The organism is Stenotrophomonas maltophilia group sp. Smal12, assembly GCF_037079935.1.
Taxonomy (GTDB): Bacteria; Pseudomonadota; Gammaproteobacteria; order Xanthomonadales; family Xanthomonadaceae; genus Stenotrophomonas; species Stenotrophomonas sepilia.
Genome location: NZ_JBAWUK010000007.1, coordinates 13,978 through 38,276 on the forward strand (window position 1 = coordinate 13,978; position 24,299 = coordinate 38,276).

General features: G+C 67.1%; 22 protein-coding genes. 5 read left to right on the plus strand and 17 right to left on the minus strand.

Annotated features, from left to right (window positions below):
* Positions 1-30 precede the first annotated feature (30 nt).
* The 7 genes from WDC87_RS04595 to glnA all read right to left on the minus strand — a co-directional run bounded on the left by WDC87_RS04595 (position 31) and on the right by glnA (position 5,625).
* Positions 31-351, minus strand: a complete 321-nt coding sequence (locus tag WDC87_RS04595; RefSeq protein ID WP_072167376.1) for a hypothetical protein — start codon at positions 349-351, stop codon at positions 31-33.
* Positions 352-535: 184 nt separating this feature from the next.
* On the minus strand, positions 536-1,042 hold the full coding sequence (locus WDC87_RS04600; RefSeq protein ID WP_227836872.1) for a hypothetical protein: 507 nt from the start codon (positions 1,040-1,042) through the stop codon (positions 536-538).
* Positions 1,043-1,093: 51 nt separating this feature from the next.
* Positions 1,094-1,261 carry a hypothetical protein gene (locus WDC87_RS04605; protein ID WP_176698774.1) on the minus strand — a complete coding sequence of 56 codons (168 nt, stop codon included), beginning with the start codon at positions 1,259-1,261 and terminating at the stop codon, positions 1,094-1,096.
* Positions 1,262-1,399: 138 nt separating this feature from the next.
* Positions 1,400-1,957, minus strand: coding sequence for a hypothetical protein (locus tag WDC87_RS04610; RefSeq protein ID WP_072167378.1), 558 nt, complete (start codon positions 1,955-1,957; stop codon positions 1,400-1,402).
* Positions 1,958-2,081: 124 nt separating this feature from the next.
* A complete protein-coding gene (gene amt / locus WDC87_RS04615) occupies positions 2,082-3,512 on the minus strand; it encodes an ammonium transporter (protein ID WP_188241388.1) in 1,431 nt (476 codons plus the stop codon).
* 22 nt (positions 3,513-3,534) lie between these two features.
* A complete protein-coding gene (locus WDC87_RS04620; RefSeq protein WP_004134334.1) occupies positions 3,535-3,873 on the minus strand; it encodes a P-II family nitrogen regulator in 339 nt (112 codons plus the stop codon).
* A 342-nt stretch (positions 3,874-4,215) separates the two neighbouring features.
* Entirely contained in the window at positions 4,216-5,625 is a 1,410-nt protein-coding gene (gene glnA, locus WDC87_RS04625) for a type I glutamate--ammonia ligase (RefSeq protein WP_005420964.1), read from the minus strand.
* A gap of 223 nt (positions 5,626-5,848) precedes the next feature.
* Here glnA and WDC87_RS04630 point away from each other — a divergent pair, with 223 nt between their 5' ends.
* The 3 genes from WDC87_RS04630 (at position 5,849) to WDC87_RS04640 (ending at position 8,167) form a co-directional block, all read left to right on the plus strand.
* Entirely contained in the window at positions 5,849-6,643 is a 795-nt protein-coding gene (locus tag WDC87_RS04630) for an undecaprenyl-diphosphate phosphatase (protein ID WP_065195965.1), read from the plus strand.
* Positions 6,644-6,716: 73 nt separating this feature from the next.
* Positions 6,717-7,541, plus strand: coding sequence for an META and DUF4377 domain-containing protein (locus WDC87_RS04635; RefSeq protein WP_005420968.1), 825 nt, complete (start codon positions 6,717-6,719; stop codon positions 7,539-7,541).
* Positions 7,542-7,708: 167 nt separating this feature from the next.
* A complete protein-coding gene (locus tag WDC87_RS04640; RefSeq protein WP_072167381.1) occupies positions 7,709-8,167 on the plus strand; it encodes an META domain-containing protein in 459 nt (152 codons plus the stop codon).
* 126 nt (positions 8,168-8,293) lie between these two features.
* Here the strand turns inward: WDC87_RS04640 and WDC87_RS04645 are convergent, their stop codons facing one another.
* The 9 genes from WDC87_RS04645 to WDC87_RS04685 form a co-directional block, all read right to left on the minus strand.
* Positions 8,294-8,905, minus strand: coding sequence for a YbhB/YbcL family Raf kinase inhibitor-like protein (locus WDC87_RS04645; RefSeq protein ID WP_005420969.1), 612 nt, complete (start codon positions 8,903-8,905; stop codon positions 8,294-8,296).
* Between the two features lie 10 nt (positions 8,906-8,915).
* Positions 8,916-10,985: a tetratricopeptide repeat protein gene (locus tag WDC87_RS04650; RefSeq protein ID WP_072167383.1), complete on the minus strand. Its 2,070-nt coding sequence runs from the start codon at positions 10,983-10,985 to the stop codon at positions 8,916-8,918.
* Positions 10,986-11,041: 56 nt separating this feature from the next.
* A complete protein-coding gene (locus WDC87_RS04655; protein WP_050562730.1) occupies positions 11,042-12,031 on the minus strand; it encodes an alpha/beta fold hydrolase in 990 nt (329 codons plus the stop codon).
* 52 nt (positions 12,032-12,083) lie between these two features.
* Complete coding sequence (locus tag WDC87_RS04660) at positions 12,084-12,875, minus strand: lysophospholipid acyltransferase family protein (RefSeq protein ID WP_061479384.1); 792 nt, start codon at positions 12,873-12,875, stop codon at positions 12,084-12,086.
* A gap of 118 nt (positions 12,876-12,993) precedes the next feature.
* Positions 12,994-13,428, minus strand: a complete 435-nt coding sequence (locus tag WDC87_RS04665; RefSeq protein WP_049414459.1) for a hotdog fold thioesterase — start codon at positions 13,426-13,428, stop codon at positions 12,994-12,996.
* Between the two features lie 10 nt (positions 13,429-13,438).
* Positions 13,439-15,493 carry a phospholipase D family protein gene (locus WDC87_RS04670; RefSeq protein WP_252744568.1) on the minus strand — a complete coding sequence of 685 codons (2,055 nt, stop codon included), beginning with the start codon at positions 15,491-15,493 and terminating at the stop codon, positions 13,439-13,441.
* Positions 15,490-16,107, minus strand: coding sequence for a YceI family protein (locus tag WDC87_RS04675; RefSeq protein WP_065178694.1), 618 nt, complete (start codon positions 16,105-16,107; stop codon positions 15,490-15,492). Before WDC87_RS04675 ends, WDC87_RS04670 begins: the two co-directional genes overlap by 4 nt.
* A 4-nt stretch (positions 16,108-16,111) precedes the next feature.
* Positions 16,112-16,588 carry a histidine phosphatase family protein gene (locus tag WDC87_RS04680; RefSeq protein ID WP_061479387.1) on the minus strand — a complete coding sequence of 159 codons (477 nt, stop codon included), beginning with the start codon at positions 16,586-16,588 and terminating at the stop codon, positions 16,112-16,114.
* Between the two features lie 49 nt (positions 16,589-16,637).
* Complete coding sequence (locus tag WDC87_RS04685; protein ID WP_252744567.1) at positions 16,638-17,267, minus strand: ParA family protein; 630 nt, start codon at positions 17,265-17,267, stop codon at positions 16,638-16,640.
* 123 nt (positions 17,268-17,390) lie between these two features.
* Between WDC87_RS04685 and WDC87_RS04690 the strand changes: the two genes are divergently transcribed.
* A complete protein-coding gene (locus WDC87_RS04690; RefSeq protein WP_088496481.1) occupies positions 17,391-18,875 on the plus strand; it encodes an AAA family ATPase in 1,485 nt (494 codons plus the stop codon).
* 698 nt (positions 18,876-19,573) lie between these two features.
* Here the strand turns inward: WDC87_RS04690 and WDC87_RS04695 are convergent.
* Positions 19,574-20,209, minus strand: coding sequence for a tetratricopeptide repeat protein (locus WDC87_RS04695; protein WP_061479389.1), 636 nt, complete (start codon positions 20,207-20,209; stop codon positions 19,574-19,576).
* A gap of 174 nt (positions 20,210-20,383) precedes the next feature.
* Here WDC87_RS04695 and WDC87_RS04700 point away from each other — a divergent pair, with 174 nt between their 5' ends.
* The gene (locus tag WDC87_RS04700; protein ID WP_252745040.1) at positions 20,384-24,070 is read left to right on the plus strand and encodes an indolepyruvate ferredoxin oxidoreductase family protein; all 3,687 of its coding nucleotides are present in this window, start codon (positions 20,384-20,386) and stop codon (positions 24,068-24,070) included.
* The last annotated feature ends 229 nt before the right edge of the window (positions 24,071-24,299 follow it).

Sequence of the window (24,299 nt, forward strand, 5' to 3'; positions counted from 1 at the left end):
CAGATTGTAACCATGGACTGCGCGACCTGGTCAGGCCGGCGCTCGGCCGGCCGGCATGCCGCTCAGCTTCTGAAGAACGACAGGTTGTACAGAAAAAAGGCCCCAGACCGCGATCGCGATCGCGAGTGGGATCTCGTAGAACGCGGAACGGTCCCGCAATGCCATCCGGATGAACATCACCACGGTCAGCATGGGCTGCCCGAAGAAGCAGCCCCAGAAGAGCGCTTCTACACCCGGAGTGGACAACTCGTAGATTCCGAGGGAGTTGTCGGTGTTCCGATTGAAAGTGACCACACCCCAAAGGGCGAGCAGGAAAAGCCGGGCCAGTGCGCTGACGCTTGATAGAAGCAAGGTCCACCTACCTGCGCTACATTCCCGTCTCCGTTCGAGTTGACTGAACCCGTACCGATCAATGACCGATGCATACGCTGCCCGGACAGATTTCCGCGATCCACGCCTCATGCCCTCCATGCCGTTCCTTCGCGCAGCGCACATGCGCGGGCGTATCAGGGTGCTGGAGCCGCATAGCTGTCATTCAGTACTCCGGCCCAGCATCCATCTCCGGGTCGAAGCAGCCCCCGGCCTGTGTGAACCATCGGATCGCCTCTTCACCCTCGGCCTCGTACTCGATGGCAAACGGCATGGGCGGACGATGCTTCTTCTGCGGATTCATGCTTCGAAACACTGCATAGCCCTCAAGCAAAGCCAATATCTGGGGTCGCGTCAACAAGACGACGTCCTGGGAGTTCCATCGCGAATACACCAGGAAGAAATCGGCTGCCCGCAGGACGGCATGCCCCTCTCCATAGTGGACGCATGCGCTGCCCTCGTCACCCTTTGTGGGCGCAGCAAAGGCACTGCGGGTCCGCAGTTCGCTGCCGCGGCCGAGATGGCCGAAGTCTCCATCCAGCCACGCTGCGATTTCACCGACACCCCGCCCCTGCCCGTGGTGGATGACCGGCGCGTCACCGATCTTCTCTTCTCCGGAAGGAACGTGGCAATCGCCGGTCCAGTAGGGGAAAAGAACTGCATGGATAGTCATTCGAAACCCATTCCCTGGTACCGCAACGGAAACCCCTGTCCCACTTCCAGTCTACCCAACCTGATCAAAGATCACGTCAATCACGCCTGCCCGCTCAAGGCGTGACTTCACTCCCTCACTGACGATCAGTGCAGCACCGAAGTTGTCCACATGATCCACATCATCCAGCACCCATTTGCTGCCAATGCCGCTGCATGGACGGAGTCTGAAATAGTTCACGCCTGCTCCTTGCGCGCTGGTCGCCGTTCGGAATCTGGGGCGACACCCGCCCCGACAACGGGACAGGTCGTCCTGATCCAGAGCATAGCTTGAAGGAAAAGGGCACCTTCTACGAGAAGCCGTTCCGCAAAAGGCGCTTCAGGCGATGGGGAACAGAGGCCCACGACTCCAGGGCACTCCGGCATCGGAGAACAGCCGTTCGATCTCATCCTGGAATCCTGGATGAAAAGTCGTCTCACCGCTCGACTGCGAACGCAGGTAACGCGAGACCAGATCCAGGCACAGCTCCGTCGCTTCCATGTAGGTATCCAGCCACAGCACCTGCCCCTCGTCGGAAAGCTGATCCGGACGGACAACCGAGAGCTTGTGGCAGAAGGCATCGATGCTGGGAAGCCCGAGCTCCGCAGGCAGGCCGTAAGTTAGCCGCCACAGACCGGCGGAAAGGCAGCGATAGATGAGCTCCACGGCGAAGCTCCAGCGCTCTGGATCTGCTGCGCCAGCCACGCCGCCCACGAATGCATGCGGACTGTAGTCGTCCAGGGTCAGCAGGTAGACATACCATTCGATGTCTTCCATCACTGCTGCGGATGTCGCCTGGATCACACCTGCTCCGTTCTGTAGTCCATCGAAGTCGTTGGAGGCGAACACGCACGCCTGCAGACAGCCATTGAAGCAGGAACGGTAGAGCCACGCCATGCGTGGCTGAGTCGCCGGCAGTGCCAAGCAAGCTTGGCACCCAGCAGAACAGTAGAAGTGCCGACCAACGGTCGGCATCCACCATGGCGGTGGCAGGCGGCCCGGCAGGGCCGCCCGTCATGCCTCAGGCCTCGTAAGCAGACTCGCCGTGCGAAGTCACATCCAGGCCGGTGCGTTCAGCCTCTTCGGTCACGCGCAGGCCGACCACGACCTTGACCACCAGCAGGATGACCGCGGTCACCACCGCCGACCACGCCACGGTCAAGCCGACGCTGACCACCTGCACCCACACCTGGTGGGCGATATCCAGATCGGCCTTGGTACCGCCCAGCGACTGTGCACTGAACACGCCGGTGAGGATCGCGCCGACGATGCCGCCGACACCATGCACACCGAACACGTCGGCAGTGTCGTCCACTTTCAGCAGGCGCTTGAGACCGGTCACGCCCCACACGCAGACCACGCCGGCGACGAAGCCGATCACGATCGCGCCAAGCGGCCCGACGGTGCCACAGGCCGGGGTGATGCCGACCAGCCCGGCCACCGCACCCGACGCCGCACCCAGCGCCGACGGCTTGCCCTTGCCGATCGCCTCCACCAGGGTCCAGCCAAGCACGGCAGCAGCGGTGGCCAGCACGGTGTTGAGGAAGGCCAGCGAGGCCACCGTATCGGCGGCGGCGGCGGAACCGGCATTGAAGCCGAACCAGCCCACCCACAGCAGCATGGCGCCGATGTAGGTAAACGGCACGTTGTGCGGCTTCAGCGCGGTCTGGCCGTAGCCCAGGCGCTTGCCGACGAACCACGCGCCGACCAGGCCGGCCACGCCCGCATTGATGTGCACCACGGTGCCACCGGCGAAGTCGATCGCGCCCAGTTCACCCAGGTAGCCGCCGCCCCAGACGATGTGTGCCATCGGGATGTAGCTGAGGGTGAACCACAACGCCGAAAACAGCAGTACCGCGCGGAACTTGATGCGCTCAGCGAATGCGCCGACGATCAGCGCGGTGGTGATGCCGGCGAAGGTCGACTGGAAGGCGACGAACAGGTAATCCGGCAGGCCCTTGATCGGCGTGTTGCCCACCGACTCCGGGGTGAAGCCCTTGAGGAAGGCGAACTCGGTGAACGAACCGAAGAATGGATTGCCCGCACTGAACACCGCGCTGTAGCCGTAGGCCACCCACAGCAGCAGCACCAGCGAGAACACCACCAGGATCTGGCTGAGCACCGACAGCACATTCTTCGAACGCACCAGTCCGCCGTAGAACAGGGCCAGGCCCGGCACCACCATCAGCAGCACCAGCAACGTGGAGGTAAGCATCCAGGCGACGTCGCCACGATCATAGGCGGCGGCCGCTTCGGCCACGGCCGGCGCAGCGGCGCTGGCGGCCGGATCGTGCAACGGCTCGACCGCCACGCTTTCGCTGGGCAACGGCGAGACCTGGGCCTGGGCGTGGGCGCTGCCCGGCCAGGCACCGGCGGCCAGCGCGCTGAGCAGCATCAGCAGGCACACCAGGTGGAACCGGGCTTGCCACCCGGTGAGAAGGCGCATCTTCATGGGGGGAATCTCCGGAAGGGGGTTACAGCGCGTCGGCACCGATTTCGCCGGTGCGGATGCGGATGACCTGTTCAACGGCGGTGACGAAGATCTTGCCGTCACCGATCTTGCCGGTGCCTGCCGACGACTGGATCGCTTCGATCACCGCGTCGGCACGCTCGTCGGTGACCACCGTTTCGATCTTGATCTTGGGCAGGAAATCGACGACGTACTCGGCGCCGCGATACAGCTCGGTGTGGCCCTTCTGGCGACCGAAACCTTTCACTTCGGTCACGGTGATGCCCGACACGCCTGCATCGGACAGGGCCTCGCGGACCTCGTCGAGCTTGAACGGTCGGATGATGGCGGAGATCAGTTTCATGCGCATGTCCCGAGGGTGGATGGGGCCAGCGCGCCAGCGCGCGTTGGCATCAGGCAACCACGGGTCATCAGGGTGATGACCGTGGCTGTTGCACCGGACACGTACAGGGCCGGGACGGCCGTGCCTCTCTCCTTGCACGACCGACGCGGGAGGGAGGGCAGCCCTGGTCGCGTATCCGGTCTCTCTTGCCCCTGTTTCAGCGGACCGGCAGTCCGCTGTACTGCAGCGGGCCAGCGACCCGCTCTACAACGGCGGGCCTGCGCCCGCCTTGCGGCTCCCCAGCCGCGAGAACGGAGGCGATGGCGGCGGGTGGGAGGGGGAACCCACCGCCATCGCGCCCGGTCAGCTGGCGTAGTACAGCTGGTATTCCAGCGGGTGGGTGGCCGCGCGGAACTTGGTCACTTCCTGCATCTTCAGCGCGATGTAGCCGTCGATGAAGTCATCGCTCATCACGCCGCCGGCCTTGAGGAACTCGCGGTCCTTGTCCAGCGCTTCCAGCGCCTGGTCCAGCGAGGAGCAGACCTGCGGGATCAGCTTCTCTTCCTCCGGCGGCAGGTCGTACAGGTCCTTGTCGCTCGGTGCACCCGGGTCGATCTGGTTCTTGATGCCGTCCAGGCCGGCCATCATCAGCGCGGTGAAGGTCAGGTAGCCCGACTGGATCGGATCCGGGAAGCGCATTTCGATGCGGCGCGCCTTCGGGTTGGAGACCCACGGAATGCGGCACGACGCCGAACGGTTGCGGGCCGAATAGGCCAGCATCACCGGCGCCTCGAAGCCCGGCACCAGGCGCTTGTAGCTGTTGGTGCCCGAGTTGGCGAAGGCATTGATGGCCTTGGCATGCTTGAAGATGCCGCCGATGTACCACAGCGCCAGCTGGCTCAGGCCACCGTAGCCGTCACCGGAGAACAGGTTGGTGCCGCCCTTGGACAGCGACTGGTGCACATGCATGCCGCTGCCGTTGTCGCCGACGATCGGCTTGGGCATGAAGGTGACGGTCTTGCCGTTGCGGTGCGCGACGTTCTTGATGACGTACTTCATGCGCAGCAGCTCGTCGGCCTTCTGCACCAGGGTGCTGAACTTGGTGCCGATCTCGCACTGGCCGGCGGTGGCCACTTCGTGGTGCTGCACTTCCACTTCGATGCCGACCTGTTCCAGGGTCTTGCACATTTCCGCGCGCAGGTCGTGCAGGGTGTCGGTCGGCGGGACGGGGAAGTAGCCGCCCTTCACGCCCGGACGGTAGCCGCTGTTGGCGCCGTCATACTTGGCGCCGCTGTTCCACGCCGCTTCTTCCGAGTCGACCTTGAAGAAGGTGTTGCCCATTTCGTTGGCGAAACGGACCGAGTCGAAGATGAAGAACTCCGGCTCCGGGCCGAAAAACGCGGTTTCGGCGATGCCGGAGGACTTCAGGTAGGCCTCGGCACGCTTGGCGATGCCGCGCGGGCAGCGGCCATAGGCCTGCATGGTGGCCGGATCGAGGATGTCGCAGCTGATCACGATGGTCGGATCGGCGTAGAACGGATCGACGTACGCGCTGGACGGGTCCGGCAGCAGCACCATGTCCGATTCGTTGATGCCCTTCCAGCCGGCGATCGAGCTGCCGTCGAACATCTTGCCTTCTTCGAACAGCGACGGTTCGACGATGCTGACCGGGAAGGTGACGTGCTGCTCGACGCCACGCATGTCCACGAAACGCAGATCGACGAACTCGATCTGGTTGTCCTTGATCAGCTTCTCAACGTTTTCCACGGACATCGGTACGACCTCGGATGGGGATGAATGCCTGCTGAGGTACAGCAATGACCGTGCCAACTTTTTGATTCCCGCAAGTTGTTGATTTCAATATGGCTGCCCCGCGCCGGTGCAGAACGGTGCGCACCAAACCGGTGCACCCGCCATCAGACGCACCCGTTTGGTGCAGCAGGGATCGTCTATCCTCTCGACCTCCTTCCTTCCGCCGCCCGTGCCCGCACCGTCCATGTCCGACCTGCTCTCCGCCCTGCTGCTGGGCATCCTCGAAGGCTTGACCGAATTCCTGCCGATCTCCAGCACCGGCCACCTGCTCATCGCCCAGCACTGGCTGGGTGCCCGCTCGGACTTCTTCAACATCGTCATCCAGGCTGGCGCGATCGTGGCCGTGGTGCTGGTGTTCCGCCAGCGCCTGCTGCAGCTGGCCACCGGCTTGAACCAACGCGAGAACCGTGAGTACGTGTTCAAGCTGGGCGCCGCCTTCCTGGTCACCGCCGTGGTCGGCCTGGTGGTGCGCAAGGCCGGCTGGTCGCTGCCGGAGACGGTCAGCCCGGTGGCCTGGGCACTGATCATCGGTGGCGTCTGGATGCTGCTGGTGGAGGCCTACACCGCGCGCCTGCCCGACCGAGACCAGGTGACCTGGACCGTGGCGATCGGCGTCGGCCTGGCGCAGGTGGTGGCGGGCGTGTTCCCCGGTACCTCGCGCTCGGCCTCGGCGATCTTCCTGGCCATGCTGCTGGGCCTGAGCCGCCGCGCCGCTGCCGCCGAGTTCGTGTTCCTGGTCGGCATTCCCACCATGTTCGCCGCCAGCGCCTACACCTTCCTGGAACTGGCCAGGGACGGGCAGCTGGGCAGCGAGAACTGGACCGAGGTGGGCGTGGCCTTCCTTGCCGCGGCCATCACCGGCTTCGTCGTAGTGAAGTGGCTGATGGGCTACATCAAGTCGCACCGGTTTACGGCCTTCGCCCTCTACCGCATCGCGCTGGGCGCGGCGCTGCTGCTGTGGTTGCCCTCCGGCAGCTGAACAGCACTGGGGCACGGTAACCCCATGGCCGGCCCCACCCCGTTTCCCCCACGGTTCCCCAAGGAGAATCACCATGAACCGCAAGCTCACCCTGCTCCTCCCGCTGGCCCTGATGGCCGCCTGCAGCCAGACCCCGGCCCCGGCCGGCAATGGCGGCGACGACGTGGCCCCGGCCGCGACCAAGGCAGCGGACCAGCAGACGCTGGCGCACCTGGATGCGCAGCGCCTGCAGAGCCAGCACTGGCTGCTGCAGCAGGCCACCGGCGCCGACGGCAAGCGCATCGACGCGCTGTTCGCCCGCGAAGACAAGCCGGTCACCCTGGACTTCGCTGATGGCCGACTGTCGGTCAGCAACACCTGCAACCGCATGGGCGGCGGCTACACCCTGGCCGACGGCAAGCTGACGGTCAGTGCGATGGCCTCGACCATGATGGCCTGCACCGACAAGGCGCTGATGGCGCTGGACGAAGCCGTGTCGAGCCGCCTGCAGGGCGAACTGAAGGCCGAGCAGGATGCCGATGGCAAGCTGACCCTGACCAACGCCAAGGGCGACGTGCTGGTGTTCAACCCGGAACCGACCGCTGAAACCCGCTACGGCGGCGCCGGCGAAACCGTGTTCCTGGAAGTGGCCGCGAAGACCGAGAAGTGCTCGCACCCGCTGATTCCGGACTACCAGTGCCTGCAGGTGCGCGAAGTGAAGTTCGACGACAAGGGCCTGAAGCAGGGTGAGCCGGGCAAGTTCGAGAACTTCTACGGCAACATCGAGGGCTACACCCACGAAGACGGCGTGCGCAACGTAGTGCGCGTGAAGCGCTACGAAGTGAAGAACCCACCGGCCGATGCGCCGTCGCAGGCCTACGTGCTGGACATGGTGGTCGAGTCGGCCATCGAGAAGTGATGTAGAGCCGACTGTTAGTCGGCTGGCTCTTGAAGGGCGGCCGCGAGGTCGCCCTTCTTCGTGGTGGGTAGAGCCGGCCGCTGGCCGGCTGCCTTGCGGAGCACCGCCAACACGCGGATGTTGCCGGCCAACGGCCGGCACTACCCGCATGCATCAGGGAGATCGGCATGAAGCACGTCCCCGCCCTCATCATTGCCGCGCTGCTGGCCATGTCTACGGATGTGGCCGCTGCCAGCACGCCCACCACCGGGCAGCTCGAGGCACATCCGTGGCAACTCGCGCGCGCCACCGACGCGCAGGGCCGGCGCATTGATGCGTTGTTCGTGCGCGGTCGACCGCCCTACACGCTGCGCTTCCAACCCGGCTACATGAGCGAGTTGAACCTGTGCAACCAGTCAAGCAGCACCTATCACCTGCAAGGTGACCGGCTGCTTCTTGAGGGCGGCATCATCACCACAGCCGCTTGCATGCGGGCCGAGGTGGCCGAACAGGAACGTGTCGCCGGCACGCTGGTGAATGCACGCGCAGAGATGACGCTTGCGCTGGATGAGCGTGGCCGCCTGCTGCTGCGCAATGCGCATGGCGATGTGCTGGTGTTCGCGCCGGTAGCCGGTACGGACGAATGAAAAGGGCGGCCGCAGGGTCGCCCGTCTTCGCCAGCGGTAGAGCCGGCCGCTGGCCGGCTGCCACGGGCGAATGCAGCAACACACGGACGTGGCCGGCCAGCGGCCGGCACGACCCGTTATGCAGCCTCAGCCCAGCGCCGGATTCAACGTGTAGGTGCCGTGCAGTGCCGCTTCGGCCAGCACGTGGCCGTGCATGGCCCGGTACGCGTCGGCGGCGGTGAAGCGTGCCGGCAGCTGCAGCGATGCCACGTCCAGCGCGAACACGCGGAAGAAGTAGCGGTGCACGCGCTCGTCATTGAACGGCGGATAGGGGCCGTCGTAGCCCAGGTAGTCACCGGCCATGTCCGGGTTGCCGGCGAACCAGCCGGTGAAGTCGTTCAGGCCCTGGCGGCTGCCGGCCGGCCCGGCCGGCGTGGTCTTGCCCTTCACCACGAAGCCGTCGCTGCAGCTGCCTGCGGCAATCTCGCGCACCGAAGCCGGAATATCGGCCATCACCCAGTGCACGAAATCACAGCGGGGCTGGTCGCGTGGCACGCTCATGTCGGTGCGGCCGACCGTCTCCGGCACGGTCGGCACGTCCGGATCGACGCATACCAGCAGGAACGAACGGGTGCCCTCCGGCACATCGCTCCAGGCCAGGTGCGGATTGCGGTCCGGTGCGAAGCCCGCGGCATCGCCTGCGGCGAATTCGCGGTCGATCGGTGCACCGTTGGTCAGGCTGTGGCTGCTCAGTTGCATCGGCGTGTCCTCACTCTTCCGGGTAACCCAGGCGCACCGCGATCGGGGTGAGCTTGGCGAAGGCGGCGCTCATCACGTCGCGGTAGTTGCGCCAGTGGCCCGGCGGGAAACGCGGCGCGCCCAGCTGCGCGGCCGGCGGCATCGGCCGCTCGAACAGTCGGCCCAGCAGTTCGGCCATCGCCTGCGGATCGTTGCCGATCTGGTCGATGCGCAGCAACACCTGCGGGTACAGATCGTCCTCGTGCAGGGCGGCGACCTGGGCCAGCGCGCGCGCCAGCCATTCGCTGGCTTCGGCCAGCGAGGTCATCGCCAGCGGCGCGGCCGCACCGTAGGCCACCCAGTCCAGCAGCATGTCGCGCGGATCGCGCAGCACCACCAGCAGGCGGCCCTGCGGCAACTGCGGGCGCAGCGCCCACAGCAGCGCGTTGTCCCACCACAGCAGCCAGTCGATGATCGCGTCGTCCTGCACGCCGCGCGACGGCAGCTGTTCGCGCCAGCGCTGCACCAGCCGCTCCGGCGTCAGCACGCCCGAAGCGAGGTCCTGCAGCGTGTGGTAGTTCTGGAACGCGTCGTCGGGTGCGTTGGAGGTATAGCGGTCGCTGCGCAGTACCGGGCTGGCCGCAGCCAGGCCGGTCGCCACGCGCTCCACGCCCGACCCCGGCGCACCCCACAGGAAGATCGGTGCGGAAGTGGCATCACCGTCGATCTCGCCCTTGTCCGGCCAGCTCGGCGGTGCCTTGGCCTGCGGCGGCAGCGGCAGGCGCTGCGGGGCCTGGTCGGCCTGCAGGGCAAGCCAGGTCTGCAGCGCGTCTTCGTGCTGCCCGGCGCGATCCTGGATCTCGCCCAGCCAGGTGCGCAGGTCGGCACGGTGGCCTTCCGGCGCCATGCCGATCAGCGCCTGCACGCGGGCGACGGCAGCGGCCGGATCGCGCTGGAGCAGGCCTTCGACCAGGCGGGTTTCGCCACTGACACGGCCCGGTTCGAGGCTGACGATACGCTCGGCGATCGCTTCGGCCTGCGCGTGTTCGCCCACCATGTCGTGCAGCCGCAGGCGCGCTTCCAGCGCCGGCAGGTGGCCCGGCATCGCGTCCATCCAGCGCTCGACCGTGGCGGCGGCGGTGGCACTGCCGACCTCCTCCACCGCCAGGCGTGCCAGCCACAGGTCGTGCAGCTGCGGGTGCTGCTCCAGGGCGGCATCCAGGCGTGCGCGGGCCTCGTCTTCGCGACCCAGGCGCTGCCAGGACATCAGCAGCAGCTGCAGCACGTCGCGGTCATCAGGCAGCGATTCCAGCAACGGCAGCAGGTGTTCCAGCGCCTGCAGCGGCTGGCCGCTGCGCAGTGCCAGTTCACCAGCCAGGCGGCGCATCGAAGGCGTATCCAGGCCTTCCTGCTGCAGCGCGATCTGCATCGCTTCTGCCGCAGCTTCCAGGTTGCCCTGGCGCATGGCCAGCTGCACCACCAGGCCATGCAACGAGGCGATGGTCGGGTTCAGTTCCAGCACGCGGCGGAACGCCTGCTCGGCGAAGGCCAGCATGTTCTTGCCCAGGTAGGCGAAGCCCAGTGCGTAAAGCACGCGGATGTCGTTGGGCAGGGCCTGGTTGGCGGCCGACAGCAGCGTCAGCGCGCGATCGGCATCATCGCGGCGCAGCGCGATCATGCCATCGATGGTCAGCAGCTCCGGGTGGTCCGGCTCGACACGCGAGGCCAGCGTGGACAGGCGCTGCGCTTCATCGAAATCGTTGCGACCGATCGCCAGGTGGGCCTGCATCAGGTACGCGGCGAATGCGTTCGGGTCCAGCCCGGTGGTGCGCGTCAGTGCTTCGCCGGCGCCGTCGAACTGGCGCAGGGCCAGCAGCAGGCCGGCGTGCTGCAGGTGCAGCTGGGCGTTGTCCGGGGCCAGCTGCAGCGCCTGCTGCAGGGCTTCCATCGCGTCCTCGGCCTTGCCCTGCTGCTGCAGCGCAAGCGCCAGCCAGCGGTGGGCCTCGGCCTGGCCGGGTTCATCACGGGTCCACGCCTGGGCCAGCTGCACGGCCTGGTCGGCCTCGTTCTGGCGCAACGCTTGGATGATCTGGTCTTGCATGGCGGTCCGGTTCAAGGGCAAACCCGCATTGTAGCGGCCTGCGCGCCCGTGCCGGTTCAGCCTTGCAGCACGCGCTGCAGGCGCTGCGCCACCCAGCGCTCGGAGAAGCCGTCACCGCGCCAGTTTTCCAGGAAGCCACAGTGTCCGCCCCAGCTGGCGGTTTCCAGATGCGCCTGGTGCGGCAGCTGCCAGTCACTGAAGGTCGCGTAGGGGATCACCGGGTCGTCCTGCGCCATCAGGATGTCGGCAGGCACCTGCAACGTGGACAGCCGATCGCCGGCAATCGAGTAGCCATCGAAATAGGCCTGCAACGAACCGAAACTGGTGTGGCGCTCGACCAGCCAGGCAGTCAGCGCGCGGATGTCCAGTTTCAGTACGCGGTCGTCGCAGTCGCTCAGTTCGGGGAACAGGTCGCGCTTGCGCCGCAGCGAACCGGCCCACTTGCGGCGGAAGTACCAGTCGTACATCGCCGGGCCGTTCTCGATGCTCTCCATGGTCAGCGCCGGATCCAGCACCGGGCATACCGAGGCCACGCGCAGCAGCGGCACGCCGGCCGCTGGCGCGCGCAGGGCCAGGCGCAGCACGAAGTTGCCGCCCAGCGAGTAACCGGCGGCCACCAGCGGCAACTGCGGCCAGCGCTGGGCGATATCGCCCGCGGCATGCACCACTTCGTCGATCAGGTTGGAGTGGAAGATGCCAGGGTTGAGATGATGGGTATTGCCGTGGTCGCGGAAATTCAGCCGCACCACGTCGAAGCCCTGTTCGAGCATGCGCGCGGCCGCCATGCGCATGTAGCTGGATTCGGCGCTGCCTTCCCAGCCGTGCAGCAGAAGGGCCATGCCTTTGGGTTCGCGGCCTTCGATGTGGCTGTGCCAGCCTTGCAGGCGCACGCCATCACCGCCGTCGAGGATCAGTTCTTCGCTGATCGCACCGGTCGCGGCCAGCAGCAGCAGGCCGCGCTGCAGGCGCATGCGGCTGGAGCTGAGCATCGACTGCAGATGCGGATTGCGCAGCCAGCGCGGCGGCTGGTAGTCAGCCGCGTGCAGCGTCGGCGTGCCGGCGTCCAGGACGGGTGGCGGGATCAGGGCCACCGCACCCTCACTCGGAGCTCATGGCCGCCACGATGCGCGCGCGCGACGTCTCCGCGATGCGCCGACGGCCTTCCAGGTCCTGCGCACCGATCGGTGCCAGGAAGTGCACTTCTGCACGCCGCGCCGGCTCACCGAGCAGGCGCAGGAAATTGGCGAAGAAACTCTCGCCGGGGCCGAACGCGACAATGGTCTGCGCATCGCCCTTGAGCCCGTACACCAGTGCCACCGGCTGCACCGGCACGCCGGTTTCAACCGCGGCCTGGAAGATGCGGGCATGGAACGGGCCTACTTCGTGGCCGCCGCGGGTGCGCCCTTCCGGGAACACGCCCACCGCCTTGCCTTCGCGCAGGCGATCGGCCATCACCTGCATCACGCCACCGAGCGATTCGGTGTTGCCGCGCTGGTGGAAGATGGTCTGGCCACGCGCGGCCAGCCAACCGACCAACGGCCAGCTGGCGATCTCGCGCTTGGCGACGAAGCCCATCATGCGCTGGCTGTGCAGGATGCAGATGTCGACCCAGCTGACGTGGTTGGCGACGAACAGCACGGCGCCGGGCAACGGCGTACCGATCTGCACCAGGCGGAAGCCGAAGATCCACATCAGCCCGCCCTGCCACCAGTTGACCACTTTGGCCCCCAGGGTCGCCTCGCCCACGCGCAGTTCGCCCCACGGCCGAAGCATGCCGATCAGGATGAGCGGCAGGAACACAACGATGTGGACCAACAGCAGCGGTACGCGGTACAGGTAACGGCACACACGCGCCACGCCGCCGCGGGGGGCCGGAGTGGGGGAAGTCATCCGCGCACGATACCGGAGGGCCGTCATCGCTGCCAGCCGATTTAGGCCATAACACCCATCGACCGGGGCAATCGGCGGGGAACGCTGGGTTCCGCTGCCGTCGCCGGCCGTCCGGGGCTCAGCCGTGGCCGGCCGCCACCACCGCCAGGGTCAGCCGCGAGATGCACACCAGGCGGCCCTGCTCGTCCTCGATGCGGATCTCCCACAGCTGGGTGCTGCGGCCGACGTGCAGTGCACGTGCGGTGCCGGTCACGGTGCCCGAGCGAACGGCGCGTACATGGTTGGCGTTGATCTCCAGCCCCACGCAGATCTGTTTGGCCGTATCCACGCACAGGTTGCCGGCGCTGCTGCCCAGGGTCTCGGCCAGCACCACCGACGCGCCGCCATGCAGGATGCCGTAGGGCTGGCGGGTGCGCTCGTCCACCGGCATGGTGGCCTGCAGCCAATCGTCGCCGGCCGCGCTGAAGACGATGCCCAGCGACTCGATCGCGGTGTTGCGGCTGAGCGTGTTGAGCTGCTCGAGGGAAACGGCTTCGCGGAACACCAGGGTCATGCGGGCACCTTCAGAGGATGGGAACGAGGCCGGCGCCGAATGCAGTGAGCATGCGGACCAGCAGCCATTTCGGGCCGACATTGACCTCGGGGAAATCGCCCACGGCGACATAGCAGCGGTGGAAGTCCGGGTCCTGCCGGGGCAGCGGCCGCGGACAGTCCGGGCCGGGCTTGAACTCGTAGTCGGTGGCATAGCGCCACGGCCAGAAGTCGAGGATCGGCAGTGCCTCGGAGGCCTTGCCGACGCTGTAGTTGAGCCCGGACAGCACCGGCGGCTTGGCCCGCGGCGCCACCGTCCACGAGTTCTGCGGGTGGATATCGCGCAGGATGCTCTCGGCCAGCTGCTCGGCGAAGGCCGGGTCATCGATGATCACCGCACCTTCGGTGTTGTAGTTCTCGCTGCGCGGATCGAAGTTGTGGGTGCCGACCACGCCGATGCGGCGGTCGACCACCAGCGACTTGGCATGCAGGCCCATGCGCGCGCCCTTGCGGGTGACCGGCAACGGCTTGTTGACCGCCTTGCTGCCCAGGAAGGAGGGCCGGGTCTCGGTGCGCAGCAGGCGGGTCTCGACCTCGCTGCCGGCCGCGCGGCGGCGCTCGCGCGCGTTCTGGTAGGCACTGCCGGTGCGCGGGTTCACCGCCAGCTGCTTGCCGGTGGGTGCCGGATGCTCATCGCGATCGCGGCTGTCGCCGGCATTGCTGCCCGCGGCGCTGCCGCCGATCAGCGGATTGCGCCCGCCGTCGTCGTCACCCCCGGGCGCGGCGATCGGATCAGGCAGCAGGTTGCGGTAGTCGACCGGTGCATCCAGCGGGAACGGCTTGTACTCGAAGATGTTGAAGCCCAGTTCGCGCATGTTGCGCCGCTTGTACTTGTACGACAGCGCATACACGATCGGGTTGTCGGTGGCGGCCAGGCTGTTGCTGGACACCACCACCCGCGGCGGCTGCGGGCGCTTGCGCAGCTCGCGGAACAGCTTCTGCGCCGGCTTGGACAACACCAGGTATGGCGTCTGCAGGATCACTTCCTCCTGCGCGCCGGCGATCAGCGCATCCAGCTGCGGCTCGGTCACGTGCTGGCCCGCCAGTGGCGCATCGGCCTTCTCGCGCCGGTGCTTGCGTGGCAGGTCGGCGACATAGCGCACCGAGGCCACCGGCAAGGCGGTATCGACGAAGGAACGGCTGACGAAGTCCATGTCATTGGCTTCGGCACTGACCCGCTGCACCCGCTCGGGGCGGCGGAAGCTGGCCGGCGGCAGGGTCGGCACGCCCTCGCGCAGCAGGGTGCGGCCGACATCGTTCAGGCGCTCGGCCGGCACGCTGCGCCTGGCATGCCAGAAGGCATCGAAGTTGGCGGCCATCGCCCGCGCCTCCGGGCCGGCGATCAGCACGTCGCGGTCGCGGAAGTTGTACTCGCGGTCCCAGTCGTAATAGTCGTCCTGGTAGTTGCGGCCACCGACCACGCCGATCGCATCGTCGATCACCAGCAGCTTGTTGTGCATGCGCTGGTTGAAGCGGCGGAAGCAGCACAGCACGCTGCCGGCATAGTCGAAGTAGTTCAGCCGGGCCTTGCCGAAGGTCGGGTTGTAGACCCGCAGCTGGAAGTTCTGGTGCGCGCCGGACAGCGCGCCGAGGATCTGCAGGTCGGAGATCGCCGAGAGCTGGTCGATCAGCACGCGCACCTTCACCCCGCGCCGCGATGCAGCCAGCAGCTCGTCGATGACCAGCCGGGCGCTGTCGTCCTTGTCGAAGATGTAGGTCTGCAGGTCGATGCTGCGGGTAGCGCTGCGCAGCAGGTTCAGGCGCGCCACCAGCGCACCTTCGCCCTCGTCGAGCAGGGTGGCGTAGTGGCGCGGCTGTTCGGGGGTGGATTCGGTGAACGCCCGGCCGGCCAGCGCACGCAGCGGTGAGTCCTGCGCGCAGCGGTCGGCGCGCTGGCAGCCGACCACGGTCGAGCGCGCCTGCACGGCGATCGCTTCGGCACGGTCGCGCTCGGCATGCGAAAGCGACGCGCAGCCGCTGCCCAGCAACACCGTTGCCAGCGCCAGTAAACGCAGCAGGAGGGTCACGGTTTCGGCGCCTCGCTCAGGCGCGCACGTAATACGAAGGTCACTCGGTCACTCAGGGCTAGCTGCCAGCTGTCCATTCCATACCGGCCTCGCTGCACGGTACCGCGGCTGACGACATCGCAATCATAGCCGGGTCGGGCGCACTCCGCCTTCTCGACCCGCAGCGACTCGGGGTGGCTGACGCCGCGCAGGGTCAGCCGGCCGTTGATGTCGCCGCCCTGTTCCACCGTCTCCGGCCAGTATGGCAGCGAGTCGAACTCGACCACCGGATGGCGCCCTGCATCGAAGAACTCTTCGCCGCGCATCCAGCCGGTGTAGCGCGCCTTGCCAGGGATCTCCACCGAACGGGTGAACATCTTCAGGTGCACCTGGTGGCGCCCGTCGGACAGGATCTCGATGCGCCCCTCGAAGTGCGGGAATACGCCTTCGATGCGCTGGCCGAAACGGGTCCGCACCTCGAAACCGATCCGCGAGCGCTGGGTATCCAGGCGCATTACCCGCGGTGCTTCGGCGGACACCGGCGGCAACGGCGTTGGTGGGGGCACGGCGGCCCAGGCCGGGCCAAGCGCCAGCAACGCGGGCAGCAGGAAGCGGCTGCGCCGCGCCTGGCTCATCGGATCACGGCCACCAGAACGCGTTCAGGCTGGCCACGCCCGGCTCGATCGAGACCTCGCGCGGGAAGCCGAGGACGGCCACGCCGCCCGGCGGCATGCCGCGGTAGTCGCTGCTGGTGCCGTCGGTCATCAGGGCCACCAGCTGCTCCAGGCCCGGGTTGTGGCCCACGATCAGCACCCGGTCCAGGTCGCGACGCTCGTCCACCAGCGCCGCCAGGGTGCCCGGGGTGGCTTCGTAGATCCGGTCTTCCAGGCGCTTCTCGACATAGCCGATGGCCGTCATCACCGCTTCCAGGGTCTCACGGGTACGTCGCGACGGCGAGCACAGCACGCAGTCCGGCAGCAGCTTGTTTTCCTTCAACCACTTGCCGGCAGCTTCAGCTTCGGCCAGCCCCACCGGCGACAGCGGCCGGTCGAGGTCGGCCTGGCCGGAAACGGCGGGTTCGGCATGGGCATGGCGCAGCAGGATCAGTTCACGCATCGCGGGTTTCCATGGAGAAGAGGATGCAGCAGGAGAAGTGAGGCAGGCATCAAAGCTTGAGCCAGGACAGCAGCGGCTCCCAGTCGGCCTGGTGTTCGCGCACCTGGGCGGAGCGATAGTCGAACAGGCTGCGGCCCAGGCCGGTCATGACCACGTAGCTCTGGCTGTCACGCAGCTGCGCGACCACCGGGTACGGCCATTCGGCCAGCATCTGCAATGCCTGCTGCGAGGTCTGGGTCCAGGGTTTGGTGCGGTTGAGGACCAGCCCTACCGGCAGCTTGCGGCTGTGCACGCGCGGGTTCTGGGCCAGGCTGTTGAGGAAGCCGACGATGGCTTCGATATCCAGCGCCGAGGGCAGCACCGGCACCACCACGGCGTCGGGCGCGTCCAGGAAATGGGGGATATCGTCGGCCAGCGCGCCGGCGGGTGCATCGATGATGACGGTATCGGTACCGTCGGGCAGCTTCTGCGCCCACTGCTTCTTCCGATACACATCGATGGGGAGCACCGCGCTTTCCAGCCCGGCACGCCGTTGTGCCCAGCGGGTGCTGGAGCCCTGCGGGTCGGCATCGGCGATCACCGTGGCCTTGCCCTGCAATGCCGCGTACGCGGCCAGGTGGGTGGCGACGGTGGTCTTGCCCACCCCGCCCTTGGAACCGGCCACCAGGATCGTCTTCATGCCAGCCTCGCTTCCGGGTACGTGCCCCGAGCGTACACCGGCGGTGGTGACGGGAGGTAGCGCCGTGCTGAACCCGTGGCCATCGCCTTTGCTATCGTGGCGCCCCCGAAGGATCGAACCGGCATGAGCGAACTGCAGGACCTGAGCGCACTGATCCGCGCCAATACCCCCCTGATCGTGATCGAGACCCAGGACGAGGGGCGCATCGTTGAACTGTTCCGGCAGACGCTGATGCACGTGTGGCGGGCCCTGCACCGCTGGTCCATCACCGAGGGCCTGCGCCGCATCGACCTGGACCGCGAGGATCCGCCGGTCGGCCCGCCCGATGCCAGCGCCGCGCTGCAGATGATCCGCCAGGCTGATCAGCGCGGTGTCTACCTGCTGCTCGATTTCCACCCCTACCTGGGCTATGCCAGCCACCAGCGCGCACTGCGCGACCTGATCCAGCGCCGCCACAGCGAGCCGCACGTGCTGGTGCTGATCGGCGCCAAGGTCGAGCTGCCGGCCGAGCTGGAAGCACTGGCGGTGCGCTTCAACCCGCGCCTGCCCGATGCCAACGCCCTGCTGAAGATGCTGCGCGAGGAGGCCGACGCCTACGCACGCGAGCACGGCGGCCGCCGTGTCGAGGTCGACAGCGAGGCGGTGAAGAAGATCCTGAAGAACCTGCAGGGCCTGAGCCTGGTCGATGCCCGCCGCATTGCCCGCCAGCTGATCTACGCCGATGGCGCGCTGCGCGACGACGACCTGCCGCAGCTGGCACGGCTGAAGTTCGAGCTGCTCAACCGCAGCGGCCACCTGTTCTTCGAGCACGACAGCGCACGCTTCGGCGACGTGGCCGGCGCCAACCGGCTCAAGCGCTGGATCAGCCAGCGCCGGGTGGCCTTCATCGCCGGCTCGGCACCGGCCGGCCTGGACCCGCCGCGCGGCATGCTGCTGCTGGGCGTGCAGGGCTGCGGCAAATCGATGCTGGCCAAGGCCACCGCCGCCGGCTTCGGTGTACCGCTGCTGCGCCTGGACGTGGGTGCGCTGTACAACAAGTACCACGGCGAGACCGAGGCCAACCTGCGCCAGGCGCTGGCCTCGGCCGAGCAGCTGGCGCCCTGCGTGTTGTGGATGGATGAGATCGAGAAAGGCTTGGCCAGTGGTGGCGAGGACGGTGGCGTATCGCGCCGCGTGCTCGGCTACCTGCTGACCTGGATGGCCGAACGCAAGGCGCCGGTCTTCATCGTCGCCACCGCCAACCAGGTGCACGAACTGCCGGCCGAGCTGCTGCGCAAGGGCCGTTTCGACGAGATCTTCTTCGTCGACCTGCCCCCCCCCGAAGTGCGCGTGGAACTGCTGCGGCTGCACCTCGGGCGACGCCAGCTCAATGGCGACGACTTCGCGCTGCCGGCGCTGGCGGCCGCGGCGAATGGTTTCTCCGGCGCGGAGATCGAGCAGGCGATCGTGGCCGGACTGTACGCAGCGCACGCCGAAGGCCGGCCGCTGGACACCGAGCTGCTGATGAATGAGATCCGCACGACGCGGCCGCTGTCGGTGCTGATGGCCGAGCAGGTAGAGGCACTGCGGGCATGGGCGTCGGGGCGGACGGTTTCCGCGGACGATTGAGGTTCCCGCGAACGGCGCAGCCCCTCGTGGCGGCTGGTTGGCTGTGAACATCAAAAGCCGCGCTTGGCCGGGCGGGGTGGATTCGCGGGGGACGCCGTAAACCCGTCCTGAAGTGACCCCCGCGAACCCACCCCGCCCGGCCTCTGACAATTTCTGAGTGCGTCCGCCACGGAAAAGAAAAAAGAAAAGCAGAAGCGCTTGGCTGGCTGCCTTTTGTCGAGCCGAGCCCACGCTCGGCTGCCTTTCGATCAGATATCGGATACTCGATTCCGATGCAGATTCATCCACGCATGGCGTGGATCTACCGTGTCGCCCAAGGTCGACACCTACCAACAGCAGCGTCGAACCGTCAGAGGTGGGGCGGTGTGGGTTGGCAGGACCGTTGGCGCCATGGGCCCGAGGCATGCCTCGGGCGGGTTGGTCAGGACGCCCAACCCCGGTCTTGCCGTGTGCGCAGGACTGCGCACACGAGCAAGGCGCCATCGAGCCCCCATGGGTGAGGGCGCTTTGCTTGCGAAGCACTGCTTCGCAAGCGCCCGAACGCCCAGCCTCCAGCGGCTGGGCCGGGCCGCGGAGCGGGGTTTACGGCGTGTCCTGCCAACCCACACCACCCCGCCATCCCGCGGATTGCCCGCTGCTGCTGCTGCTTCGGCTGTTGCTTCTGCGGGTGCCGGGTGCAACCCGGCCGCCCCCTACCCTCAGGGCCAGGCCGGCGGCGCGGCCGCCCACGCCTGCTGCACTTCCGCCAGCGAGGCACGCTCGTCGTCTCGCCACAACGGCAACAACTGCGCATAGCGGCTGCTGTCGCTCCATTGCGTCGGCTCGGTACGCACTGCGGCGGCATACCACTGCACCGCCTCCTGCTTCCGCCCGGCCCGCCACAGCGCCAGCGCATAGGTCGGTGGCAACCAGCCCGGCTTGCTCAGCGAACCACCGGCAGCGGCCTGCCATTGCTCCAGGGCGGCTTCGGGCTGGCCCTGACGCAGCAGGTCCCAGCCGTAGTTCCAGCGCACGCCACGGCCCAGGCTGCCCTGCACCGGCGCATCCTTCAGCGCTTCGCGATAGAGCTGTTCACCCAGTTCGGTACGGCCCTGGGCAATGGCCACCGACGCCAGCTGCACGGTGGCCTCCACGGTCCGCCGGCCGCGCTCGCGCTGCTTGAGCAGCTGCGCCACCAGCTCATCCCCGTCGGACTGGACCACGATCATGGGCACGGCGGCCGCATCGCTGTCGAAATAGAACTCCTGTGGTGCCGGCACCGCCGGCGCGGCCCACACCGGGGCCGTTCCCGAGACCAGCAACATGCTGCCCAGGATCTTTCCTGCAACTGACATCCCTTCTCCCCAGGCCGCAACCGCAGCCCCCTCTCTCTCTCTCTCCCCGATCCTAACCCCAGCATGGCCGCCGGCGCGAGTGCCGGGGCGGCCGGGCCTCGCTGCTACAATTCGCGCCTTTCCCGTCGCGTGCCTGCACGCGGCCGGTGCCAGCCGATCCTGACCGGGCCAGCCATGACCAGTACCGCGCAACTCACGTCGCCCTCCTCCACCGACCTGATCGACCGTGACTACACGCTCGACCACAAGTACACCCGCAACGAGGGGCGGATCTATCTGAGTGGCGTGCAGGCGCTGGTGAAGCTGCCGCTGATGCAGCGGCTGCGCGACGCACACGAAGGCATCGACAGCGCCGGCTTCGTCAGCGGCTACCGCGGCAGCCCGCTGGGCGGCTTCGACCTGGAGCTGTGGCGCGCTCGCAAACACCTCGACGCGGCCAAGGTGAAGTTCACCCCCGGCCTGAACGAGGACCTGGGCGCCACCATGGTGTGGGGCACCCAGCAGACCAACCTGTTCCCCGTCGCCAACGTGCAGGGCGTGTTCGGCATGTGGTACGGCAAGGGCCCGGGCGTGGACCGCTGCGGCGACGTGTTCAAGCACGCCAATGCCGCCGGCACCTCGCGCTACGGCGGGGTGCTGGCACTGGCCGCCGATGACCATGCCTGCCGCAGTTCAACCCTGCCGCATGGCAGCGAGGACGAGTTTGTCAGCGCGATGATGCCGGTACTGAATCCGGCCGGTGTGCAGGACATCCTCGACATGGGCCTGCTGGGGTGGGCGATGAGCCGCTATACCGGGCGCTGGGTCGGCTTCAAGACGATCGCCGAGACAGTCGAATCGTCGGCCTCGGTCGAGGTCGACCCGATGGCGCGCCGCATCGTGCTGCCGGAAGACTTCGAGATGCCTTCGGGCGGTCTCAACATCCGCTGGCCGGACCCGCCGCTGGACCAGGAAATGCGCCTGCACCGCTATGCGGTGAAGGCCGCACAGGCGTTCGCCCGCGCCAACGGCATCGACAAGGTGGTGATGGACGCGCCGCGCGCGCGGCTGGGCATCGTCACCACCGGCAAGAGCTACCTGGACGTGCTGCAGGCGCTGGAATACCTGGGCCTGGACGAAGCCGCCTGCGCCGACATCGGCATCCGCGTGTACAAGGTCGGCATGACCTGGCCGCTGGAGCCGCAGGGCATCGCGCGCTTCGCGCAGGGCCTGGAAGACATCATCGTGGTGGAGGAAAAGCGTGCCTTCATCGAGCGTCAGATGAAGGAACAGTTCTTCAACTGGCCGGCCAGCTGGGGCCAGCGCCCGTCCATCGTCGGCAAGTATGACGAGACTGGCGAATGGATCCTGCCGTCCACCGGCGAGCTGACCCCGGCCACCATCGCCGGCGTGATCGGCCGCCGCATCCAGAAGTTCTTCAACAACGCATCGATCGAGCAGCGGCTGCAGTGGATGCAGGAGAAGGAAGCCGAGCTTGCGTTGCCGCGCGCCAGCTTCCCGCGCGTACCGCATTACTGCTCGGGCTGCCCGCACAACACCTCCACCAACGTGCCGGAAGGCTCGCGTGCGCTGGCCGGCATTGGTTGCCATTACATGGTGACCTGGATGGACCGCAGCACCGACACCTTCACCCACATGGGCGGCGAAGGCGTGACCTGGGCCGGGCAGGCGCCGTTCACCGATACCCCGCACGTGTTCCAGAACCTCGGCGACGGCACCTACTTCCACAGCGGCTCGCTGGCGATCCGCCAGGCGGTCGCCGCTGGCGTCAACATCACCTACAAGATCCTCTACAACGATGCGGTGGCGATGACCGGCGGCCAGCCAGTGGACGGTCCGCTGAGCGTGCCGGACATTGCAAAGCAGATGCGCGCCGAAGGCATCCACACCATCGTGGTGCTGTCGGACAACATCGGCAAGTGGACCGGCCAGCGCGAGCACTTCCCCAGCGACGTCGAGTTCCATGACCGCAGCGAACTGGACGAAGTGCAGAAGCGCCTGCGCGAAGTAAAGGGTGTGTCGATCCTGATCTACGAACAGACCTGCGCCACCGAGAAGCGTCGCCGCCGCAAGCGAGGCAAGCTGGAAGACCCGCAGAAGCGGGTGATGATCAACTCGCTGGTCTGCGAAGGCTGCGGTGACTGCGGGAAGAAGAGCTTCTGCGTGTCGGTGCTGCCGAAGGAAACCGAGTTCGGGCGCAAGCGCGAGATCGACCAGTCCAACTGCAACAAGGACTATTCCTGCGTGAACGGCTTCTGCCCCAGCTTCGTCACCGTGCACGGTGGCCAGCCGCGCAAGGGCAGCAAGCGCGATGCGTCCACGCTGCTGGACAACCTGCCGGCGCCGACCCTCCGCGACAGCCTGGAACAGCCCTGGAACATCCTGATCACCGGCGTCGGCGGTACCGGCGTGGTGACCATCGGTGCGCTGCTGGGCATGGCCGGCCACCTGGAAGGCAAGGGTGCAACCGTGCTCGACCAGACCGGCCTGGCGCAGAAGGGCGGCGCGGTGACCACGCACATCCGCATTGCCCGTCGCCCTGAAGACATCCATGCCGTGCGCATCGCCGCTGGCGAGGCCGACCTGGTGCTGGGCTGCGACATGGTGGTGGTCAACGATTACTGGGCGCTGTCGAAGGTCCGTGCCGGCCGTTCGCAGGTGGTGCTGAACACTTACGAAGCGATGCCAGGCACCTTCACCACTCGCCCAGACATGCAGTTCCCCGCCGCCGACATCATCGCCGGCGTGCGCGTGGCACTGGGCGGCCAGGAGCCGTTGCTGCTCGATGCCACCCAACTGGCCACCGCGCTGCTGGGCGATGCCATTGCCGCCAACCTGTTCATCCTCGGCTACGCCTGGCAGCAGGGCCTGGTGCCGCTCTCGTTCGAGTCACTGATGCGCGCCATCGAGCTCAATGGCGCCGCCGTGGCGATGAACCAGCAGGCGTTCGCCTGGGGCCGACTGGCCGTGGTCGATCCGCAGGCGGTGCAGCAGGCCGCCGGCCTGGTGCGCAACCGCCATACCGATACCGAATCCACCCCGGGCCCGCTGCATCCGCTGCCGCCAGGCGAGTGGGAGGGCAATGAATGGGGTGCCACTGCGGCACCGCGCAACACCGGCGACGAACGCGAACTGCGTGGCCTGCCCTCGCACGGTGGCGACGTGGCGTTCCTGCCGCTGGACGACGCCCGCCTGTCGCGCTCGCTGGATGAAATGATCGAGCGCCGCGCCGCGTTCCTGGTCGAGTACCAGGATTCCGCCTACGCCAGGCGCTACCGTGACCTGGTAGCGCGCGTACGCGCCACCGAAGCCGACCGCATCGGCGGTTCCACTGCGCTGACCGAGACCGTGGCGCGCTACCTGTTCAAGCTGATGGCCTACAAGGACGAGTACGAAGTGGCGCGCCTGTACACCAGCGGCGACTTCCAGCGCCGCCTGCAGCAGCAGTTCGAGGGCGACTACCAGCTGCGCTTCCATCTGGCACCGCCGCTGTTCGCGAAGAAGGACGAGCAGGGACGGCTGCTGAAGAAGGAATACGGCCCGTGGATGTTCAAGGCCTTCGGTCTGTTGGCGAAGCTGAAGTTCCTGCGTGGCGGCCGCTTCGATGTGTTCGGACGCACCGAGGAGCGCCGCATGGAGCGCAAGCTGATTGCTGATTACGAGGCGACGGTGCAGGTGCTGCTGGACGGGCTGGAGGACGACCGTCTGTCGCTGGCGGTGGAGATCGCCAGCATTCCCGAGCACATCCGCGGCTTCGGCCATGTCAAGGAAGCCCACTTCGCGCAGGCCAAGGCGCGGGAAGCGGCCCTGCTGGCGCAGTGGCGCAACCCGAAGGCGCTGCATATCGTGCAGGTGGCTTGAGAAAGGACGCAAGAAGCGGGGCAAGCTATAAGTTGCATTCCAAATAAGAAAGCTATAGGTTGCATTTCAAATAAGAAAGCTATAGGTTGCATTTCAAATAAGAAAGCTATAGGTTGCCTTACAACGAAGCAACCTATGGATTGCTATCGTCGAGCGCAGGGTACTGACTCGTTTGCAGCGGAAGGGCTTGTATCGGGGCGCCTACCACCCGCGCTCGCCTGACCAGCGC

What these genes read in the sequence shown, in the direction of transcription:
- WDC87_RS04600 (WP_227836872.1), bottom strand. Translation starts at nt 1,042, where the DNA reads ATGACTATCCATGCAGTTCTTTTCCCCTACTGGACCGGCGATTGCCAC.
- WDC87_RS04610 (WP_072167378.1), bottom strand. Translation starts at nt 1,957, where the DNA reads ATGGCGTGGCTCTACCGTTCCTGCTTCAATGGCTGTCTGCAGGCGTGC.
- amt (WP_188241388.1), bottom strand. Translation starts at nt 3,512, where the DNA reads ATGAAGATGCGCCTTCTCACCGGGTGGCAAGCCCGGTTCCACCTGGTG.
- WDC87_RS04620 (WP_004134334.1), bottom strand. Translation starts at nt 3,873, where the DNA reads ATGAAACTGATCTCCGCCATCATCCGACCGTTCAAGCTCGACGAGGTC.
- glnA (WP_005420964.1), bottom strand. Translation starts at nt 5,625, where the DNA reads ATGTCCGTGGAAAACGTTGAGAAGCTGATCAAGGACAACCAGATCGAG.
- WDC87_RS04630 (WP_065195965.1), top strand. Translation starts at nt 5,849, where the DNA reads ATGTCCGACCTGCTCTCCGCCCTGCTGCTGGGCATCCTCGAAGGCTTG.
- WDC87_RS04635 (WP_005420968.1), top strand. Translation starts at nt 6,717, where the DNA reads ATGAACCGCAAGCTCACCCTGCTCCTCCCGCTGGCCCTGATGGCCGCC.
- WDC87_RS04640 (WP_072167381.1), top strand. Translation starts at nt 7,709, where the DNA reads ATGAAGCACGTCCCCGCCCTCATCATTGCCGCGCTGCTGGCCATGTCT.
- WDC87_RS04645 (WP_005420969.1), bottom strand. Translation starts at nt 8,905, where the DNA reads ATGCAACTGAGCAGCCACAGCCTGACCAACGGTGCACCGATCGACCGC.
- WDC87_RS04650 (WP_072167383.1), bottom strand. Translation starts at nt 10,985, where the DNA reads ATGCAAGACCAGATCATCCAAGCGTTGCGCCAGAACGAGGCCGACCAG.
- WDC87_RS04660 (WP_061479384.1), bottom strand. Translation starts at nt 12,875, where the DNA reads ATGACTTCCCCCACTCCGGCCCCCCGCGGCGGCGTGGCGCGTGTGTGC.
- WDC87_RS04665 (WP_049414459.1), bottom strand. Translation starts at nt 13,428, where the DNA reads ATGACCCTGGTGTTCCGCGAAGCCGTTTCCCTCGAGCAGCTCAACACG.
- WDC87_RS04675 (WP_065178694.1), bottom strand. Translation starts at nt 16,107, where the DNA reads ATGAGCCAGGCGCGGCGCAGCCGCTTCCTGCTGCCCGCGTTGCTGGCG.
- WDC87_RS04680 (WP_061479387.1), bottom strand. Translation starts at nt 16,588, where the DNA reads ATGCGTGAACTGATCCTGCTGCGCCATGCCCATGCCGAACCCGCCGTT.
- WDC87_RS04685 (WP_252744567.1), bottom strand. Translation starts at nt 17,267, where the DNA reads ATGAAGACGATCCTGGTGGCCGGTTCCAAGGGCGGGGTGGGCAAGACC.
- WDC87_RS04690 (WP_088496481.1), top strand. Translation starts at nt 17,391, where the DNA reads ATGAGCGAACTGCAGGACCTGAGCGCACTGATCCGCGCCAATACCCCC.
- WDC87_RS04695 (WP_061479389.1), bottom strand. Translation starts at nt 20,209, where the DNA reads ATGTCAGTTGCAGGAAAGATCCTGGGCAGCATGTTGCTGGTCTCGGGA.
- WDC87_RS04700 (WP_252745040.1), top strand. Translation starts at nt 20,384, where the DNA reads ATGACCAGTACCGCGCAACTCACGTCGCCCTCCTCCACCGACCTGATC.